Here is a 17,809-nt window from a genome sequence, read left to right as displayed (position 1 = left end):
ATGGTGCATCTGTGGGTCCGGGCCGAGCAGCGGCCGAACGAGGAGCGGGTGGGTCTGACACCCGAGGGCGCGGCGGCGCTGATCGCCAAGGGCTTCCGCGTCACGGTCGAGGAAAGCCCGGTGCGGGCGCTGCCGCTGGCGCCTTACCTCGCGGCGGGCTGCGAGCGCGCGCCCTATGCCAGCTGGCCCGAGGCGCCCTCGGACGCCATCGTCTTCGGCCTGAAGGAATTGCCCGAGGATGGCACGCCGCTCAGGCACCGCCACATTCTGTTCGGTCATGCCTACAAGGGCCAGCCCGCCGGACCTGCGTTGCTGAAACGGTTCCGGGACGGGGGCGGCACGCTTTACGATCTTGAATCGCTGGTGGACGAGCGCGGGCGCCGCGTCGCGGCCTTCGGCTATTGGGCGGGCTTCGCGGGCGCGGGGGTCAGCGTCAAGGCCTGGGCGGCGCAGCAAGCGGGCGGGCTCTGCCCGCCGGTCCACCGCCATGCCGACAAGGAGGCGATGATCGCCGATCTGGCCGCCGACCTGGCGGGCCGCAAACCCACCGCCCTGATTATCGGTGCGCTGGGTCGGGTCGGCACCGGGGCGGCGGATCTGCTGGAGGCGCTGGGCCTGGCCGTCACCCGCTGGGACATGGCCGAGACCGCCAGTGGCGGGCCCTTCCCCGAGGTTCTGGCGCATGACCTCTTTTTCAACTGCATCCTCGCCCGGCCCGGTTGCCCGGTCTTCGTGCCCGCCGATGCCGGGACGCGCGCGCGCCGCCTGACGGTGATCGGCGATATCGCCTGCGACCCGGGCAGCGCCTATAACCCGGTGCCGGTCTATGACCGGGCGACCGACTGGGCGGCGCCGGTACTGCGGGTGGCGGAGAACCCGCCGCTCGATGTCATGGCCATCGACAACCTGCCTTCGCTGCTGCCGGTCGAATCCTCGCAGGATTTCGCGGCGCAGCTGCTGCCGCATCTGATGGCGCTGGACGCGCCGGAGCAGGGCGTCTGGGGCCGGGCCCGGGCCGAGTTCGAACGCTTCGCAGGTTAAAAAACAACCTCCGGGTCTTTTCAAGGAACGGGATCGCAGGCATAGAGGACGGCTCGGCCATTTTGCCGGGCGTTTGTTCTCGGAATTCACCCATGTCTGCCCCTGTTCAAACCGGCTTTCTTGCGAATGCCCGTGCCGTGCTCGTTCTGGGTCTGCCGCTGGTCGGCAGCCATGTCGCGCAATTCCTGCTGCATGTGACCGATACGGTCATGCTGGGCTGGTACACCGTCACCGATCTGGCGGCCGGGGCGCTGGGGGCGACGGTGTTCTTCGTCATCTTCACGCTGGGCATGGGCTTTGCCCAGGCGGTGATGCCGATGGTGGCGACCGCCGCCGCGGCGGGCGACGATACCGAGGTGCGGCGCGTCACCCGGATGGGGATCTGGCTGTCGCTGGCCTTCGCGGCGGTGGCGCTGCCGCTGTTCCTGCTGTCGGGCTCGCTGCTGGCGGCGCTGGGGCAGGAGCCGGATGTGGCGCTGGTGGGCGGCGGATACCTGTCCATCGTCGGCTTCGGTCTGGCACCGGCGCTGGTCGCGATGGTGATGAAAAGCTACCTCGCGGCGCTGGGCCGGACGCAGGTGGTGCTCTGGGCGACCATCGCCGGGGTCTTCGTCAATATCGGCGTCAACTGGCTGCTGATCTTCGGCAATCTGGGCTTTCCCGAAATGGGGGCGCGGGGCGCGGCCGTGGCCTCGGTCCTGGTGCAGATCGTCACGCTGGTGGTGCTGATGGTCTATGCCATCAGCCTGCCGTCGCTGAAGCATTACCAGCTGCTGGTCCGCTTCTGGCGCCCCGATTGGGTGGCGCTGCGGCGGGTCAATGCGCTGGGCCTGCCCATCGGGCTGGCGCTCTTGGCCGAGACCGGGCTTTTCGCCGCCTCTGCGGTGATGATGGGCTGGCTGGGCAAGAACACGCTGGCCGCGCATTCCATCGCGCTGGAGATCACGGCGCTGTTCTTCATGGTCCATCTGGGGCTTTCGAACGCGGCGACGGTGATGGTCGGCCGGGCGCGGGGGCGGGGCGATGTGGCGGCGCTCAGGTCCGGGGCGCTGGCCGCCGTGGTCCTGTCGCTGGGCTTCGCGCTGGCCACGATCTTCGTCTACTGGATTTTTGCCGAACAGATGGTGGGCCTGTTCCTGAAACCCGACGATCCCGAGCGCGCGGCGATCATCCCGCTGGGCGTGACGCTGCTCATGGTGGCGGCGCTGTTCCAGTTCGCGGATTCGGGGCAGGTCATGGCCATGGGTCTGTTGCGCGGCATTCAGGACACCAAGCAGCCGATGGTCATTGCTGCCGTTTCCTACTGGCTGGTGGGCCTGCCCTGCGGTTACGGGCTGGGCTTCCTGCTGGGCTGGGAGGGGGTGGGGATCTGGCTGGGGCTGGTCATGGGGCTGACCACCGCCGCGCTGGCGCTGCATGTGCGGTTCTGGCGCGCGGTCTGAGACCGCAGCCAGAGGATCTGCGCCAGCAATTCGCGGGGGCTCTGACAGCGCAGGATGTCGCGGATCATCGCGGCATCACCCCGGAGCCCGCGCCAGAGGCCCTGCTTCGCGGCCTTCCACGGGCTGGCCACCCCGGGCCAGCCGATGATCTGCACCCTGAGGCCATGGGCCTTCATCGCCCGGTTCAGGAACACCTCGAACCCGAAGCGCGGCAGGCCGGGCAGTTCGGGCGCCAGCGCCTGCAGCAGCGCCACGGGCAGCACCCGCTCGCCGCTGATGTAATCGACGCCCAAGGCCCGCCACAGCCCCGGCGCATTGCCCCTGAGCGAGATGGTGGCCTCGGCCGCCCCGTCCAGCACGGGGGCGGCGAGGCGGGTCACATCCTCGGCCGTCAGCCCCAGCAGATCGGCGTCCAGCAGCAGCACATGTTCACCCGTGAGCGCCGCGATCCCGGCGGCCAGCGCGGCGGTCTTGCCGCCGTTCACGGGCATTTCCAGCACTTCGGCCCCCAGCCTGCGCGCCACCTCGGCCGTGCCGTCGGTCGAGCCGTCGTCAATGACCAGCAGCCGGTCGATCAGCGGATGGTCCTGCACCGCGGCCAGCACGCCCGGCAGGCGGGCGGCCTCGTTCCAGGCGGGGATCAGGCAGGTGAGGCGGGTCATGCCTCGCTCCGGTGGGCGCGGTGCAGCCAGACCATGAGCAGGATCACCGCCAGCGCCACCACGGCGACGATGGCGCGGTCCATCCAGACCTCGGCATGCTGCCAGCGGTCGCCCAGCCACCAGCCCAGCGCCACAAGGGCGCTGCTCTTGATGATCGTGGCGCCCAGATTGACCAGCAGGAAACGCGGGAACGGGTAGCGCGTGGCGCCCGCCGCCAGCAGCACGGCGAAACCCGCGCCATGGGTCAGCTTGGCGATGACCAGAAGCCGGGCGCCGTGGTCCTGCATCTCTCGCTTCAGGCGGTCTTGCAGCTTGGTGTTGCGGGACATCCGCGCGCGCAGCCGCGCCGGCAGCAGCCGCCCGCCCCGCCGGCCGATGCCATAGAGGATTGCGTCGCCCAGCAGGTCGGCGGCGATCACCACGACCAGAAGCGCGGGCAGCTTGACCAGCCCGTGCCCGGCCAGATACCCGCCCAGGATCGAGACGATCGGCCCCTCGATCAGCGCCAGCGGGGCGAGGATCGCCAGCCCGTATTGGTGGACCAGGGCCAGAAGTTCGGCGTTATCCATTATTCCGCAACAGACATCTGCCCTTTTCTGTCCGGCTCGGGCTTGGTCATCGTCGTGCCGCGCCACTCGAAACCGCGCCGGGCGAAGGTGGCGAGCCAGAGCGCGGGCAGCATCAGGTCGCGCAGCGGCAGCACGGCGAGGTCACGCCAGCCGCCGGGCCAACCGGCGCGGCGGATCAGATAGGCCTCGGCCAGATACCAGATCGCCAGATAGGCCAGCGCGAACAACGGCCCGGCGGCCAGCAGCGCCAGCAGGACGGGCGCGAGCGCCCCGTTCAGGAATTCCAGCGCGAAGAGGCCCGGGAAGGCGTCGCGGCGCACCCGGCTCCAACGCAATTGCCGGTCCCAGACCTGCCGCAGGCTGCGCTTGCCGACGGGCTGGGCGAAGGGCAGGGGCGCCAGCGTCACCTCCAGCCCCAGCGAGCGGGTCATGCGGGTGGCGGTCGCATCCTCGGCGATATAGGTGCCGAGCGCGATGAAGCCGCCCGCCCGGTCGACCAGCGCCCGGTTGAAGAACATGGTCTTGCCCTGGGCATAGCCGCTGCCGAGGCTGTCCGAGGCGTATTGCAGCCGCGCCTGGTTCGAATTCAGCACGGCGCATTCCAGATGCCCGCCCCAGCCCTCGGGCCGGATGCCGAGGGGCGGCGAGGAAACAAGGCCGGTGCCCGCGCCCCAGGAACCCACCACGGTGCTGAGGTAGTCGGGCGGCAGCAGCAGATTGGCGTCGGTGGTGCAGATCCAGTCCGAACCGGCGGCGTTCCAGCCCTTCCACAGGTTGTTCAGCTTGGGATTGCCGGTCACCGCGTCGAAACCGATCATCAGCCGCGCCGGAACCTGCGGATAGCGGGCCATCAGGCGGCGCAGCAGGGGCACGGCGGGGTCGTCCGCGGCCTGCGCGCAGAAGATCACCTCGTAATCCGGGTAATCCTGCGTGAACGAGCTTTCCAGCGTCTCGGCGTCGAAAGGGTCCAGCCCGCAGACCGGCCGCAGCAGCGTCACCGTCGGCCTGCCGATGCCGAAGGGCAGGCGGCGGGGGCGGTTCAGCCGGTGCAGATAGAGGGCGACACTCGCCAGATGCAACCCCAGCAGGGTTGCGGCGCCGAGGGCAAGCAGCAGGGACATCACGCCTCCAGCAGGTCGGGGGTCGCGGTCTGCGGGACGCGCGCGGGTTCGGGCGCGGTGACCAGCCGAAGGCGGCCGTCGAAAGTCTCCACCAACCCACTTAGGCTATCCACCCAATCGCCGCAATTGGCATATACCAGACCGTGATCGGCGTGCAGCCCGGCGATGTGGAAATGGCCGCAGATCACCCCGTCGACGCCCTGCGCCCGGGCCAGTTCCACCAGCCGCCGCTCATGCGTGCGGCCAAGGTGCATCAGCGTGTTCAGCCAGGCCAGCAGCGCCTCGATCGAGCTGCGGGCCTCGGTCCCCGGCGCCGAGCGCGAGAGGCGTTGCAGGCGGCGGTCCACCAGCCGCAGCGCGTGGTCGATGCGGCTGCCGAGGCGGGTAAAGACATGGGCCCGGAAGATCCGCGCGTCGATCTGGTCGCCATGGATCACCAGATAGCGGCGGCCGTCGGCGGCTTCGTGCAGATGGGTTTCGACCGCCTCGACCCGGGGGCGCTTGGCCTCGGGCGCGCGCTCGGGGAAGGGGTCGTGGTTGCCGCGCAGATAGATCAGCCGCGCGCCCTGCGCCTGCCGGGCGTTCAGGTGGTCGATCACCGCCTGATCGGCGCCGGTCCAATGCGGCAGCAGCGGCTGCCAGAGGTCCAGCACATCGCCCGCCAGCACATAGGTCTGGGCCGGGTTGGCCATCAGGAATTCGAGGATCCTCTCGGGCTGGGCACCCAGCGCGCCCAGATGCAGATCGGAGAGGAAAAGCGTCCGGCAGGGCTGCGGCATGGGGAACGGGGCAGAGCGGTCGGGCATTCTGAACCTGCGGTCGCTACGGTCGCGCGCAACTTGCCCGGGGCGGGAAACGGTCGCGTGACGGAATCATGACGCTTCTGCAACGCAGCATAAACCAGAGAACGATCCCGCCCAGCCGAAAAGAGGATCTGCGGTGCACGATATCTTTACCCGCCGCGCGCGGTCGGCCCCAAGTGATTCGCGTCATCCCGCCCGCGCCGGGCGCGGGTCTGGCCCGGCCGGGGCGGAGGCGCGCGCCGCTGGCCGGTCAGGGGCAGGAGGCGCGAATAGGGCAGGAAACAAAGGCCGGAGGGGCGGGGAAGGCGCCCGTCAGCAGGCGCGGCGCGGGGGCCTGAAACGACCGAAGGCCCGGGCGTTGCCGCCCGAGCCTTCGGAAGAAAGTGGTGAGCCGGACAGGGATCGAACCTGTGGCCAACTGATTAAAAGTCAGTTGCTCTACCGCTGAGCTACCGGCCCACGATGCGAGGCTAACTAGAAAGAACTGTCGCCGGGGTCAAGGCGAAAGATGCCTTTTTTTCAGATGGACTTGCAGGGCGCTTCGTCGCGACGCCGCGTCCCTCAGCCGGTGGTCAGCATATAGCCCTCGCCGCGCACCGTTTGCAGGTAGCGCGGGCGGCGCGGATCGGCCTCGAGCTTGCGTCGCAGGCGGGTGATCTGCACATCGATGGCGCGCTCCTGCGCCACCTCAGCACCGAGGCCCCGCTCGCGGCCCAGCTGATCGACCAGCGCCTCGCGGCTGACCACCTGGCCGTGCCGCGCCGCCAGCACCTTCATCAGGGCCGACTCGGTCTGGGTCAGGCGCACCGGGTCGCTGCCGTCGCGCAGATCGCCGGTCTCGATCTCGTAGCGCAGGCGGCCCAGCATCAGGACCGGCTGCTGGGTCTGGTCGGCCTCGGGGCGCGGGGTGCGGCGCAGGATGGCGTTGATCCTGAGCACCAGTTCGCGCGGCTCGAAGGGCTTGGACAGGTAATCGTCGGCGCCTGCCTCGAACCCGGTGATGCGGTCCTTCGCCTCGCCCCGGGCGGTCAGCAGGATCACCGGCGTCGCCAGCTCGCCCCTCAGCCAGCGGGTCAGCGCCACGCCGTCCTCGCCGGGCATCATCACGTCGAGGACCATCAGATCGAAGGCCAGCCCCGACAGCAGCCGCCGGGCCTGCGCCGCGTCGCGCGCGGCGGTCACCATGAAGCCCTGCTTCATCAGATACCGCTTGAGCAAGTCGCGGATCCGCTCGTCATCGTCGACGATCAACAGATGCGCCGGCTGGTCACTCATGCTTTGCCGTCCTTCAGCGCCAGATACTGGGCGCGGATCCCGTCGTCCATCATCGCCTCCAGCACCTGCCGGAACCCCGCCACCGCCTGCGGCCCCGCCGCGCGATAGGCGGCGCGCATCCGCGCCCGCTGCGCCTCGGAGAGCTGGCGCTCCAGCTCGGCGCCCGCAGGCGTGAGGTAGAGGTGCCTCTCGCGCCGATCCTCGCGCCCGACGCGCGATTCGACCAGCCCGTCCTCGATCAGGGTGCGCAGCACGCGGTTGAGGGATTGCTTGGTCACGCCCAGCACGGCCAGCAGGTTGTTGACCGTGGTCCCGCGCGAGCGGTTGATGAAATGCAGCGCCCGGTGATGGGCGCGGCCATAGGCGAGTTCATCGAGGATGCGGTCGGGATCGGCCGTGAAGCCGCGATAGGCGAAGAACATCGCCTCGATCCCCTTGCGCAGCTGTTCGTCGGTCAGGAACAGCAGGTTCTCGCCGCCCGTGGTCCCGTCAGCCATCCGTGCCTCCCGTTCCGGTCAGCCCCTGTTTATGTCAGCCTTGTTGACTTTCCAAGAATCAATTGTTAGCAACCCGGCGGGTTGACGCAAGATTATGTCCAGTTTGAACGTAACCGGCGCAACAATCGGAAAATTCTGTGCCTGAGGAGGCGACGATGGCCGGCGCGTATGACGACAGAGACGGATACATCTGGATGGACGGGGCGCTGGTGCCCTGGCGCGACGCCAAGGTCCACATCCTGACCCATGCCATGCACTACGCCTCGTCGGTGTTCGAGGGCGAGCGCTGCTACAACGGCAAGATCTTCAAGAGCCGCGAGCATTCGGCCCGGCTGATCGAATCCGGGCGCCTCCTGGACATGACGATCCCCTATACGGTCGATCAGATCGAGGAAGCCAAATATGCGATGCTCAAGGCCAATGGCTGGACCGACGCCTATGTGCGCGCGGTCGCCTGGCGCGGGGCGGGGCTGGACATGGGCGTTTCGGCGGCGCGCAACCCGGTGATGCTGGCGGTCGCGGGCTGGGAATGGGGCGCGTATTACGGCGACGCGAAGTGGCAGGGCGCCAAGCTCGACATCGCCAAATGGAAGCGCCCCTCGCCCGAAACGATCCCGACCGCGGCCAAGGCTGCCGGCCTCTACATGATCTGCACCATGTCCAAGCACGCGGCCGAGGCCAAGGGCTGCTCGGACGCCTTGTTCATGGATTACCGCGGCTATGTGGCCGAGGCGACCGGGGCCAACGTCTTCTTCGTCAAGGACGGCGTGGTGCATACGCCGCTGGCCGATGCCTTCCTCAACGGCATCACCCGGCAGACGGTGATCGGCATGCTCAAGGACATGGGGCTGGAAGTGGTCGAGCGCCACATCATGCCCGAGGAGCTGTCCTCGTTCTCGGAATGCTGGCTGACCGGCACCGCGGCCGAAGTGACCCCGGTGGGGCAGATCGGCGAGTTCCATTTCCAGGTGGGCGATCTGACGCGGAAGGTCTCGGATACCTACGAGACGCTGGTCCGCGCGTGACGGAGGAAGCGGGGGGCAAGGTCCGGCCGCGCGGCGTTCGCGGCTGAAACGCGCCACTGGCGCGTTTCAGAGACGCCGCTCACCCCCGCACCCCCCGCTCAAGGGGGTTTTCCACCCCCTTGAGGAACCCCCGAGGATATTTCCGGAACAAAGATGGGGCGGTGGGGCTTTGCCTTACCGCCTCATCCTTTGCAGGAGCGCGAGCGAGACATAGCCGTCGGGCGGCAGGCCGTTCTGGGCCTGCCAGTCGCGCACCGCGCTGAGCGTGCCCTGGCCGACGCGGCCGTCGATGGTGCCGTCGTAATGGCCCGCCCGGGCGAGGATGCGTTGCAGTTCCTCGCGCTCGGTCCGGCTGAGCGGGCGGTCGTCGCGCGGCCAGGTGCCGACGAAGCCGCCGCCGCCGCGCAGCCGGTCGGCCAGATGGCCGATGGCGATCGCATAGGCATCGGCGTTGTTGTAGCGCTTGATGGTGCGGAAGTTCTGGAAGGCGAGGATCGCGGGCCCGCGCGAGCCGGCCGGGAACAGGAGCGTCGCCTCGCCCGAGCGGGGCAGGGTGGCGCCGCGCTGCGGTTCGACCCCCAATTGGCGCCATTCGCCGACGCTGCGGCTGGTGTTGGCGAGGCGCGGGTTGAAATTGCGGGGGATCACCACCTCGACCCCCCAGGGCTGGCCGCGCTGCCAGCCGTGGCTGGCGAGATAGGCGGCGGTCGAAGCGAGCGAATCGGTCGGGTCGTCCGACCAGATGTCGCGCCGCCCGTCGCCGCGGAAATCCACCGCATAGGCGAGGTAGCTGGTCGGGATGAATTGCGTATGCCCCATGGCGCCGGCCCAGGAGCCGACCATGTGGCTGGGGTCCACGTCGCCCGACTGGATGATGCGCAGCGCGCCGATCAGCTGTTCCTCGTAGAAATCCGCGCGGCGCGAGGACATGGCGAGCGTGGCCAGCGCCGGGATGATCGCCGTGCGGCCCCTGAGCGTGCCGAAGGAGCTTTCCAGCCCCCAGACCGCCACCACCACCTCGCGGTCGACGTTGTAGCGGGCCTCGATCTCGTCCAGCAGGCGCCGGTGTTCGCGCAGGGCGCGCTGGCCATTGGCGATGCGGGTCTGCGACACGGCGCTGTCGAGGTATTCCCAGATCGGGCGGCTGAATTCGGGCTGATGCGCCTCGCGCTGGAGGATCTCACTGTTCGGGCGGATGCCGTTGAGCGAGGCGTTGAGCACCGGCTCGGAGATCCCCGCCTGACGCGCACGGCTGCGGAACCCGGCCAGCCAGCGGTCGAACTGGGCATTGCCCGAGGCGGTGATGACCGGCGCGCTGGCCCTTGTGGCGCGGGCCAGCGCAACGGGCCGGGCCTGCGGGCGCTGGCTGACGGCCGGAGCAAGCCCGGTCAGCACCGCGCCGCGGGCCAGCGCGCGCGTCGTCTCGCGCTCATCGCCCTCGATCGGGGTGGCGGCGCGGGTCGGCGGCGTGAGGACGCTGCCGCCCGAAACCGGGCGGCTGTGCGGGCGCGGCGAGCGATCGACATTGGCGCCCGCGTCGATCGGGAGGAGGCATGCGGCGCACAGCCAGAGGAATCCGGCGCGGAGATCCATGGAAAGCCTGCTCTGTCCTTGTTTTGACAGAAGTCTACCGCAATCGCGTTAAGCGGGAAAGAACGGCGTGTTCAGGTGAGCGGAACCACGCAATCGCAGATCCGCATCGTCACCCGCGTGCCGATGGCATGCTGCTGGCCGGGGCCGGAGATGACGATCAGGCAATCGTCGCCTTCCTGCACCCAATAGATCTGGTCATGGCCGCGGAATTCCCGTCCGGTGATGATCGCCGCGCCGTTGGGGTCGGCGTCCAGCATGATCTGTTCCGGGCGTACCGCCAGCGTCACCGCGCCATTCGCGGCGCGGCTCATCGGCAGATTGCCGAAGGCGGTCTGCACGTTCATGCCGTTCGCCGTGCCAGTCAGGATGTTCGACCGGCCGATGAAATTCGCCACGAATTCGCTGACCGGGTTGCGGTAGATCTCATCGGGCGTGCCCATCTGCACCACCCGGCCCGCATCCATCACCGCGATCCGGTCGGCCAGCGCCAGCGCTTCCTCCTGGTCATGCGTGACCAGAATCCCGGCCGAGCCGGTTTCCTTCAGCAGCTTGCGCACTTCCTGCCGCGTCTCGACCCGCATCTTGGCGTCGAGGTTGGAAAAGGGCTCGTCCAGCAGGATCAGCTTCGGCGCCACCGCCAGCGCGCGCGCCAGCGCCACGCGCTGCTGTTGCCCGCCCGACAGCTGATGCGGTCGGCGTTTGCCCAGATCGGCCAGCCCGACCAGACGCAGCATTTCCTCGGCCCGGGCCTGGGCTTGGGCGCGGGGCAGTTTGCGCAGGCCGAATTTCACGTTGTCCAGCACGCTCAGATGCGGGAACAGGGCGTAATCCTGAAAGACGAAGCCGATGCCGCGGGCTTCGGGCGGCAGATGGGTGATGTCGCGACCCTCGAAGGCGACCGAGCCCTCGTCCGGGTCCTCGAAGCCGCCGATCATCCTCAGCGTTGTGGTCTTGCCGCAGCCCGAGGGGCCGAGGAGCGCCAGCAACTCACCTTCGCCCAGTGCCAGAGACACGCGCTCGACCGCCGCCGCCCCGGCATGGGAGAAGGTCTTGCGCAGGCGGTCGACCTCCAGCAGCGGCTTGGCCGGGCGCTGGCGGAAGCCCAGAGGCGAGGCGTCGGCCGGCATGCGGAAGGTCAGGGTCTTGGGCAGTTCGGTCATTTTTCGGCAATCCCAACCGTTGCGCTTGGGTATTCCCGGGTCGCGGGAATGTCAATTTTCTTTGGCCGGGCGCGGTGTCGCTTGCGACGTGAGGTAATTTGACCGTTTGGTCAAAAGGGAATTGTGTGCTACCCGGAGCATGCCATAGTGTCGCTTCTCCCCGAGCCCGGATTCCCCCCATGACGCACGACCGCAACCCCGGAATGCCGCTGACGAAAGACTGGTTCGACCGCGTTCAGGTCAACCGCCCCGCTGCCGAGCGTCGGGCGGCCAGCCTGCTGGCGCGGCGCAGTGTGAAGAAGGAACATCAGGCGGCTTGGCTGGTCAATGCCATTCGCTGCATGGATCTGACGACGCTGGCCGGCGACGATACCGAGGACCGGGTGGCGCGGCTCTGCGCCAAGGCCCGCCGCCCGCTGGCCGATTCGATTGCCGAGGGGCTGGGACTGGCCGAGATGCCGAAGACCGGCGCGGTCTGCGTCTATCCGACCATGGTGGGCGCGGCCAAGCGCGCGCTGTCGAACAGCGGGATCCCGGTGGCCTCGGTCGCGACGGGGTTCCCGGCGGGGCTGATGCCCTTGGACCTGCGGCTGGCCGAGATCCGCTATGCCGCCGATCAGGGCGCCGACGAGATCGACATCGTCATCACCCGCGCCCATGTCTTTCAGGGCGAGTGGAACGCGCTTTACGACGAGGTCGCGGCGATGCGCGAAGCCTCGGGCGCGGCGCATATGAAGGCGATTCTGGCGACCGGCGATCTGGTCACCCTGTCGAATGTCTATGCGGCGTCCATGGTCGCGATGCAGGCGGGGGCCGATTTCATCAAGACCTCGACCGGGAAAGAGGGCGTCAATGCCACGATCCCGGTGTCGCTGACCATGGTGCGGGCCTTGCGCGATTACGGCGACCGGACCGGGGTGAAGATCGGCTTCAAACCTGCGGGCGGCATGAAGACCGGCAAGGACGCTTTGTCCTGGCAGATCCTGATGAAGGAGGAGCTGGGCCGCGACTGGCTGGAGCCCGACCTCTTCCGCTTCGGCGCCTCGTCCATGCTGGGCGATATCGAGCGCCAGCTGGAACACCATGTCACCGGGCGCTATGCCGCCTCGCACCGCCACGCCATCGCCTGAGGTCGCCATGCCCACAGTCACGGAAGCCCTCGCCATGATGGACTACGGTCCCGCCCCCGAATCCGCCGCCATCGCCATGGACTGGCTGAAAGGCCGCGCCTTCGGGCATTTCATCAACGGTGCCTTCACCAAACCGGGCGAGAGTTTCGCCGTCACCAACCCCGCCACCGGGGCGGAGCTGGCGCAGGTCGCGCAGGGGTCCGAGGCCGACGTGGCCGAGGCGGTGAAGGCCGCGCGGTCCGCCGCCAAGGGCTGGGCGAAGCTGTCCGGCGGGCAGCGGGCGCGGCATCTCTATGCGCTGGCCCGGCTGATGCAGAAGCGCGAGCGGCTGTTCGCGGTGCTGGAGACGCTGGACAACGGCAAGCCGATCCGCGAATCGCGCGACATCGACGTGCCGCTGGCGGTGCGCCATTTCTATCACCACGCCGGCTGGGCCGAGCTGCTGGCCGACGAATTCCCGGGGATGCGGCCGCATGGCGTCTGCGGGCAGATCATCCCGTGGAACTTCCCCCTGCTGATGCTGGCGTGGAAGGTCGCGCCCGCCTTGGCCGCAGGCAACACGGTGGTCCTGAAACCCGCCGAATTCACGCCGCTTACCGCGCTCCTTTTCGCGGAACTCTGCGTCGAGGCCGGGCTGCCCAAAGGCGTGGTCAACATCGTCACCGGCGACGGGCGGACGGGGGCGGCGCTGGTCGCCTCGGACGTGGACAAGATCGCCTTCACCGGCTCGACCGAAGTGGGCCGCCTGATCCGCCAGCAGACCGCCGGGACCGGCAAGGCGCTGACGCTGGAACTGGGCGGCAAGTCGCCGTTCATCGTCTTCGCCGAGGCCGATCTGGATGCGGCGGTCGAGGGCGTGGTGGACGCGATCTGGTTCAACCAGGGCGAGGTCTGTTGCGCGGGATCGCGCATTCTGGTGCAGGAGCAGGTGGCCGAGACCTTCACCGCCAGGCTGAAAGCCCGCATGGCGAAGCTGCGCGTCGGCGATCCGCTGGACAAGTCTACCGATGTCGGCGCCGTGGTTCACACCACGCAGCTTGAACGCATCCGGGGGCTGGTCGATCAGGCCGTGCAACAGGGCGCGATCCTGCATCAGGCGCCGGTGCCGAACGGTCCGGGATCCTTCTGCCCGCCGATGCTGCTGACCGATCTGGGCGCCGCCAACATCGCCAATACCGAGGAGATCTTCGGCCCCGTCGTCACGCTGATGACCTTCCGCACCCCCGGTGAGGCGGTGGAACTGGCCAACAACACCCGCTACGGCCTCGCGGCCTCGATCTGGTCGGAAAACCTGACGACCGCGCTGGACATTGCCGCGCAGGTCAAGGCGGGCGTCGTCTGGATCAACGGCACCAACATGTTCGACGCCAACGCCCCCTTCGGCGGGATGCGCGAATCGGGCTTTGGCCGTGAGGGCGCGCGCGAGGGGATGCTGGCCTACCTGACCTCGGACGAGGCCAGTGGCAAGGAACGCAAGGCCCCCGCCGCCGTCTCGGCCCTGCCGGGCGAGGCCTCGGGCGATGCCGTGGACCGTACCCGCAAGCTCTATATCGGCGGGGCGCAGAAGCGGCCCGATGGCGGCTATTCCTATGCCGTGGCGGGCGCGCAGGTGCCGCTGGGCGGCCGCAAGGACATCCGCAACGCGGTCGAGGCGGCGCATGGGGCCAAGGGCTGGTCCAAGGTCACCGGCCACAACCGCGCGCAGGTCCTCTATTTCCTGGCCGAGAACCTGAGCGCCCGCGCCAAAGACTTCGCGCCGAAGGATGAGGTCGCGCAGGCCGTGGAACGCGCGTTCTACTGGGCGGCCTGGGCCGACAAGTACGACGGCAAGGTCCATTCCACCACCGGCCCCAACGTCACCCTGGCGATGAAGGAACCCTTCGGCGTCATGGGCATTGTCTGCCCTGAGGAAGCGCCGCTTCTGGGTTTCGTCTCGACCGTCCTGCCCGCCATCGCCATGGGCAACCGGGTCGTGGCCGTGGCCTCGCAATCCAATCCGGTCCCGGCGCTGGACCTCTATCAGGTGCTGGATACCTCGGACGTGCCGGGGGGCGTGGTCAACATCGTCACCGGCCCGCGCGGGGAACTGGCCGAGACGCTGGCGAAACACGACGACGTGGCGGCGCTCTGGGTCTTTGCCGACCCCGACCTCTGCCGCAAGGCCGAGGCCTTTTCGGCCGGCAACCTCAAACCCGTCTGGGCCGAGTCGCGAATGCGCGACTGGACGGGACCGGCCGGACAATCGCGGGAGTTCCTGCGGCGGTCCGTGCAGGTCAAGACGGTCTGGGTGCCTTACGGGGCGTAACACCCTTCCAGCATCGGCGATGCCAGGGCGGGGTCCATCCCCGCCCGTCCCCCATTTGAAGATCCCTTGTCGTCTGGCGGTTGGGGCCGGGCGGCGGGGGCATTCCGGGTTGGGAAACTTCGGAAGGCAAAGGGGTCGGGGTTCGCTCCCCGGCCCTTTTCGCTGCGCGGGTTCAGCCCAGCCGTTCGGGCTGCCGGTCGGTCAGGCGTTGCGGCGGGCTCTCGGGCGCCACCTCCTCGAAGTCGAAATTGTCGAGCCGCCGCGCGCGGCGCGTGGCGCGGTCGGCCGAGGTGCGGATCTCGGCCACGTCCTTTGTCGCCTGCGCGAAGTGCCGGTCGAGGTTCTCGACCCGCCCGCCCAGCAGGTCCAGATCGCGGCAGAGCATCGCCAGCTCCCGCCGGATCGCCCCCGCCTGTTCCTTCATCCGCGCGTCCTTCAGCACCGCCCGCATGGTGTTGAGCGTCGCCATGCAGGTGGTGGGCGAGACGACCCAAACCCTGAGCCCGAAGCCCTCGCGCACCAGATCGGGGAAGTTGGCGTGCAGTTCGGCATAGACCGCCTCCGAGGGCAGGAACATCAGCGCCCCCTCGGCCGTCTCGCCCTCGAGAATGTATTTCTCGGCGATGGCCCGCATGTGGTGGCGGATCGCGGCGCGCATCATCCGCCGGGCCTCCTGCTTTTCGCCCTCGGTCTCGGCCGCGCGTAGGGCCTCGTAGGGTTCCAGCGGGAATTTGGCGTCGATGGCGATGGGGCCGGGGGGCTTGGGCAGATGCACCAGACAATCGGCGCGCTTCCCGTTCGAGAGCGTCGCCTGCATCGTGTAGCTGTCGGACGGCAGCGCCTGCGCCACGATGTCATGCAGCTGGATCTCGCCAAAGGCGCCGCGGGTCTGCTTGTTCGACAGGATGTCCTGCAGGGACAGCACATCGCCCGACAGCTTCTCGATATTCGCCTGCGCCTTGTCGATCGCCTCCAGCCGCGCGTGCAGGTCGCCGAGGCTGCGCGCGGTGCGGACGGCGCTGCCTTCCAGCGCCTCGCCCATCGTGTCGGCTACGTCCGCCAGCCGCTGCTCCATCAGCCCCAGCATCTGCGTCTGCGCCCGGGCTTGCGCGTCGGACACATGGTGCAGCCCGCCCGCCAGATGCTGCTGGCCGTCGCTAAGCGCCTGCACCCGCTGACCCAGCTGCGCCATCTGCCCGGCGATCGGCGCGGCGATGCGCGCGGATTTCAGCGCGGCATGGAGAATCAGCAGCAGGAGGAGGACGAGGAACCCGGCGCCGCCCGCCGCCAGAACCCAGGGATCGGATAGATCGAGGGTCATCGCCGGCCGAACAGCTTCTCGATATCCGAGAGTTTCAGCTCAACGTAAGTCGGCCGCCCGTGGTTGCACTGCCCGGACAGCGGCGTCGCCTCCATCTCGCGCAGAAGCGCGTTCATCTCCTCGGCCCGCATCTGGCGGCCCGAGCGGATGGAGCCGTGGCAGGCCATCCGGCTGAGGACGGCATCAATCCGCGCGCCCAGCTTCTGCGAGGACCCGAGGTCAGCGAGTTCATCGAGGATATCCAGCACCAGCCCCCGCGCGTCGCAATTGCCCAGCGCGGCGGGGGTTTCGCGGACGGCGACCGTGCCCTCGCCGAAGGGTTCCAGCACCAGACCCAGCGTCGCCAGGTCCCCGGCATGGTCCAGCAGGCGCTGGGCGTCGCTGATGGACAGGGTGATGATCTCGGGGATCAGCAGCGCCTGCGCGGTGACGCCGTGTTCGGCGACCTGTGCCTTCAGCCGCTCATAGACCAGCCGCTCATGCGCCGCGTGCTGGTCGACGATGACGATCCCGTCCTTGGTCTGGGCGATGATGTAGTTTTCATGCAGCTGCGCGCGGGCGGCACCCAGCGGGGTTTCGACCGGGCCCTGTTCGGGCTCGACCCGGGCAGAGGTGAAAGGCGCGGGGGCTTCGTGGAGGGCCTCGGCCGGGGCCTGCGCGGCATAGGCGTGGCGCAGCGCGCCAAGGCTGGGGCGGCTTGCGAAATCCATCTGGTAGACGCGCGGCGCCACGGGTTCGGGCCGCATCGCCGCCAGCGTCTCATCGGCCACGGTGCCCGAGGCCCGGTGCCCGGCCCCGGCCAGCGCGTGGCGCAGCCCGCTGACCACCATGCCGCGCACCAGAGCGGAATCGCGGAACCGGACCTCGGCCTTGGCGGGGTGGACGTTCACATCGACCAGATGCGGGTCGCAATCCAGAAACAGCACCGCCGCCGGGTGCCGGTCGCGCGACAGCACATCCATATAGGCGGCGCGCAGGGCACCGATCAGCAGCTTGTCCCGCACCGGACGGCCGTTGACGAAGAGGTGCTGCGCCACGGCCGAGCCCCGCGAATAGGTCGGCAGCGCGGCAAAGCCGGTCAGGCGGAAGGCGTCCCGCTCCAGATCCAGCCGGATGGCGTTCTCCACGAAGTCGCGGCCCATCAACCGGCCGAGGCGGGCGCCGAGCGCGTCGAACAACTCGCCCTGTTCGGCATCGACCCGCAGGATCTCGCGCTGGCCGTCCACGTCATAGAGGGTGAAGCCGACGAAGGGCTCGGCCATGGCCAGCTTGCGCATCACCTCGGCGATGGCCTGTGCCTCGGCCCGGTCGGTGCGCAGGAACTTCAGCCGCGCGGGCGTGGCGAAGAACAGGTCGCGCAGTTCCACCTGCGTGCCGCGGTTCAGTGCGGCGGGGCGGACGGGGCCGATCTGGCCGCCGGTCACGGTGATCTCGGCCCCCTCATGCCCCTCGGCCCGGCTGGTGATGGTCAGCCGCCCGACGGCGCCGAGGGAGGGCAGCGCCTCGCCCCGGAAACCGAAGGTGTGGATGTCCAAGAGATCCGAGCCGTCGATCTTCGAGGTGGCGTGGCGGCTCAGCGCCAGCGGCAGATCGGCGGGCGTCATGCCGTGGCCGTCATCCGTCACCCGGATCAGCACCTTGCCACCGCCCGCGTAATCGACCCGCACCCGGGTGGCGCCCGCGTCGAGCGCGTTCTCCACCAGTTCCTTCACGGCCGAGGCCGGCCGTTCCACCACTTCGCCCGCCGCGATGCGATTCGCGGCGGCATCGTCCAATTGACGAATGACGGGAAGGGCTTGGCTTATCTTGGGGCGGGCTGCTTGCATGCCACTAGGCATAGCATGAAGCCCGGCCCCGTTAAAGCG

15 protein-coding genes and 1 tRNA gene are annotated in these 17,809 nt (G+C 68.9%); 5 read left to right on the top strand and 11 right to left on the bottom strand.

Features of this window, described 5'->3' with window-relative positions; genetic code table 11:
* Together DDE23_RS07980 and DDE23_RS07975 are read left to right on the top strand one after the other, a co-directional pair.
* Positions 1 to 1,041 carry a saccharopine dehydrogenase gene (locus DDE23_RS07980; protein WP_107751439.1) on the top strand — a complete coding sequence of 347 codons (1,041 nt, stop codon included), beginning with the start codon at positions 1 to 3 and terminating at the stop codon, positions 1,039 to 1,041.
* 92 nt (positions 1,042 to 1,133) lie between these two features.
* Positions 1,134 to 2,483 carry an MATE family efflux transporter gene (locus tag DDE23_RS07975; RefSeq protein WP_116548235.1) on the top strand — a complete coding sequence of 450 codons (1,350 nt, stop codon included), beginning with the start codon at positions 1,134 to 1,136 and terminating at the stop codon, positions 2,481 to 2,483.
* Here DDE23_RS07975 and DDE23_RS07970 read toward each other — a convergent pair.
* The 7 genes from DDE23_RS07970 to DDE23_RS07940 form a co-directional block, all read right to left on the bottom strand.
* On the bottom strand, positions 2,369 to 3,145 hold the full coding sequence (locus tag DDE23_RS07970; RefSeq protein WP_107751438.1) for a glycosyltransferase family 2 protein: 777 nt from the start codon (positions 3,143 to 3,145) through the stop codon (positions 2,369 to 2,371). The genes DDE23_RS07975 and DDE23_RS07970 overlap by 115 nt on opposite strands.
* Complete coding sequence (locus DDE23_RS07965) at positions 3,142 to 3,714, bottom strand: DedA family protein (protein WP_107751437.1); 573 nt, start codon at positions 3,712 to 3,714, stop codon at positions 3,142 to 3,144. Before DDE23_RS07965 ends, DDE23_RS07970 begins: the two co-directional genes overlap by 4 nt.
* A complete protein-coding gene (locus DDE23_RS07960; RefSeq protein ID WP_107751628.1) occupies positions 3,714 to 4,829 on the bottom strand; it encodes a ceramide glucosyltransferase in 1,116 nt (371 codons plus the stop codon). Before DDE23_RS07960 ends, DDE23_RS07965 begins: the two co-directional genes overlap by 1 nt.
* A 5-nt stretch (positions 4,830 to 4,834) precedes the next feature.
* Entirely contained in the window at positions 4,835 to 5,641 is an 807-nt protein-coding gene (locus tag DDE23_RS07955) for a UDP-2,3-diacylglucosamine diphosphatase (protein WP_107751436.1), read from the bottom strand.
* A gap of 381 nt (positions 5,642 to 6,022) precedes the next feature.
* Positions 6,023 to 6,097: transfer RNA gene (locus DDE23_RS07950), tRNA-Lys, on the bottom strand.
* Positions 6,098 to 6,199: 102 nt separating this feature from the next.
* Positions 6,200 to 6,913: a response regulator gene (locus tag DDE23_RS07945; RefSeq protein ID WP_107751435.1), complete on the bottom strand. Its 714-nt coding sequence runs from the start codon at positions 6,911 to 6,913 to the stop codon at positions 6,200 to 6,202.
* Positions 6,910 to 7,410, bottom strand: coding sequence for a MarR family winged helix-turn-helix transcriptional regulator (locus DDE23_RS07940; RefSeq protein ID WP_107751434.1), 501 nt, complete (start codon positions 7,408 to 7,410; stop codon positions 6,910 to 6,912). Before DDE23_RS07940 ends, DDE23_RS07945 begins: the two co-directional genes overlap by 4 nt.
* A 155-nt stretch (positions 7,411 to 7,565) precedes the next feature.
* Between DDE23_RS07940 and DDE23_RS07935 the strand changes: the two genes are divergently transcribed.
* The gene (locus tag DDE23_RS07935; protein WP_107751433.1) at positions 7,566 to 8,435 is read left to right on the top strand and encodes a branched-chain amino acid aminotransferase; all 870 of its coding nucleotides are present in this window, start codon (positions 7,566 to 7,568) and stop codon (positions 8,433 to 8,435) included.
* Positions 8,436 to 8,609: 174 nt separating this feature from the next.
* On the opposite strand, the gene DDE23_RS07930 is transcribed toward DDE23_RS07935, so the two are convergent.
* Positions 8,610 to 10,028: a lytic murein transglycosylase gene (locus tag DDE23_RS07930; RefSeq protein WP_107751432.1), complete on the bottom strand. Its 1,419-nt coding sequence runs from the start codon at positions 10,026 to 10,028 to the stop codon at positions 8,610 to 8,612.
* Positions 10,029 to 10,099: 71 nt separating this feature from the next.
* Positions 10,100 to 11,188, bottom strand: coding sequence for an ABC transporter ATP-binding protein (locus DDE23_RS07925; RefSeq protein ID WP_202863232.1), 1,089 nt, complete (start codon positions 11,186 to 11,188; stop codon positions 10,100 to 10,102).
* 179 nt (positions 11,189 to 11,367) lie between these two features.
* On the opposite strand from DDE23_RS07925, the gene deoC reads away from it, so the two are divergent.
* On the top strand, positions 11,368 to 12,318 hold the full coding sequence (deoC, locus tag DDE23_RS07920) for a deoxyribose-phosphate aldolase (protein WP_107751431.1): 951 nt from the start codon (positions 11,368 to 11,370) through the stop codon (positions 12,316 to 12,318).
* Positions 12,319 to 12,325: 7 nt separating this feature from the next.
* The gene (locus DDE23_RS07915; protein ID WP_107751430.1) at positions 12,326 to 14,623 is read left to right on the top strand and encodes an aldehyde dehydrogenase family protein; all 2,298 of its coding nucleotides are present in this window, start codon (positions 12,326 to 12,328) and stop codon (positions 14,621 to 14,623) included.
* Between the two features lie 172 nt (positions 14,624 to 14,795).
* Here the strand turns inward: DDE23_RS07915 and DDE23_RS07910 are convergent, their stop codons facing one another.
* Both DDE23_RS07910 and mutL read right to left on the bottom strand, forming a co-directional pair.
* Complete coding sequence (locus tag DDE23_RS07910; protein WP_107751429.1) at positions 14,796 to 15,944, bottom strand: DNA recombination protein RmuC; 1,149 nt, start codon at positions 15,942 to 15,944, stop codon at positions 14,796 to 14,798.
* A complete protein-coding gene (gene mutL / locus DDE23_RS07905) occupies positions 15,941 to 17,770 on the bottom strand; it encodes a DNA mismatch repair endonuclease MutL (protein WP_107751428.1) in 1,830 nt (609 codons plus the stop codon). The genes DDE23_RS07910 and mutL overlap by 4 nt, the downstream gene beginning before the upstream one ends.
* Positions 17,771 to 17,809 lie beyond the last annotated feature (39 nt).

It is taken from the genome of Pararhodobacter aggregans (assembly GCF_003075525.1).
Taxonomy (GTDB): Bacteria; Pseudomonadota; Alphaproteobacteria; order Rhodobacterales; family Rhodobacteraceae; genus Pararhodobacter; species Pararhodobacter aggregans.
Note: the sequence above shows the minus strand (reverse complement) of the source record. Positions and strands in the feature narration are given on the sequence as shown.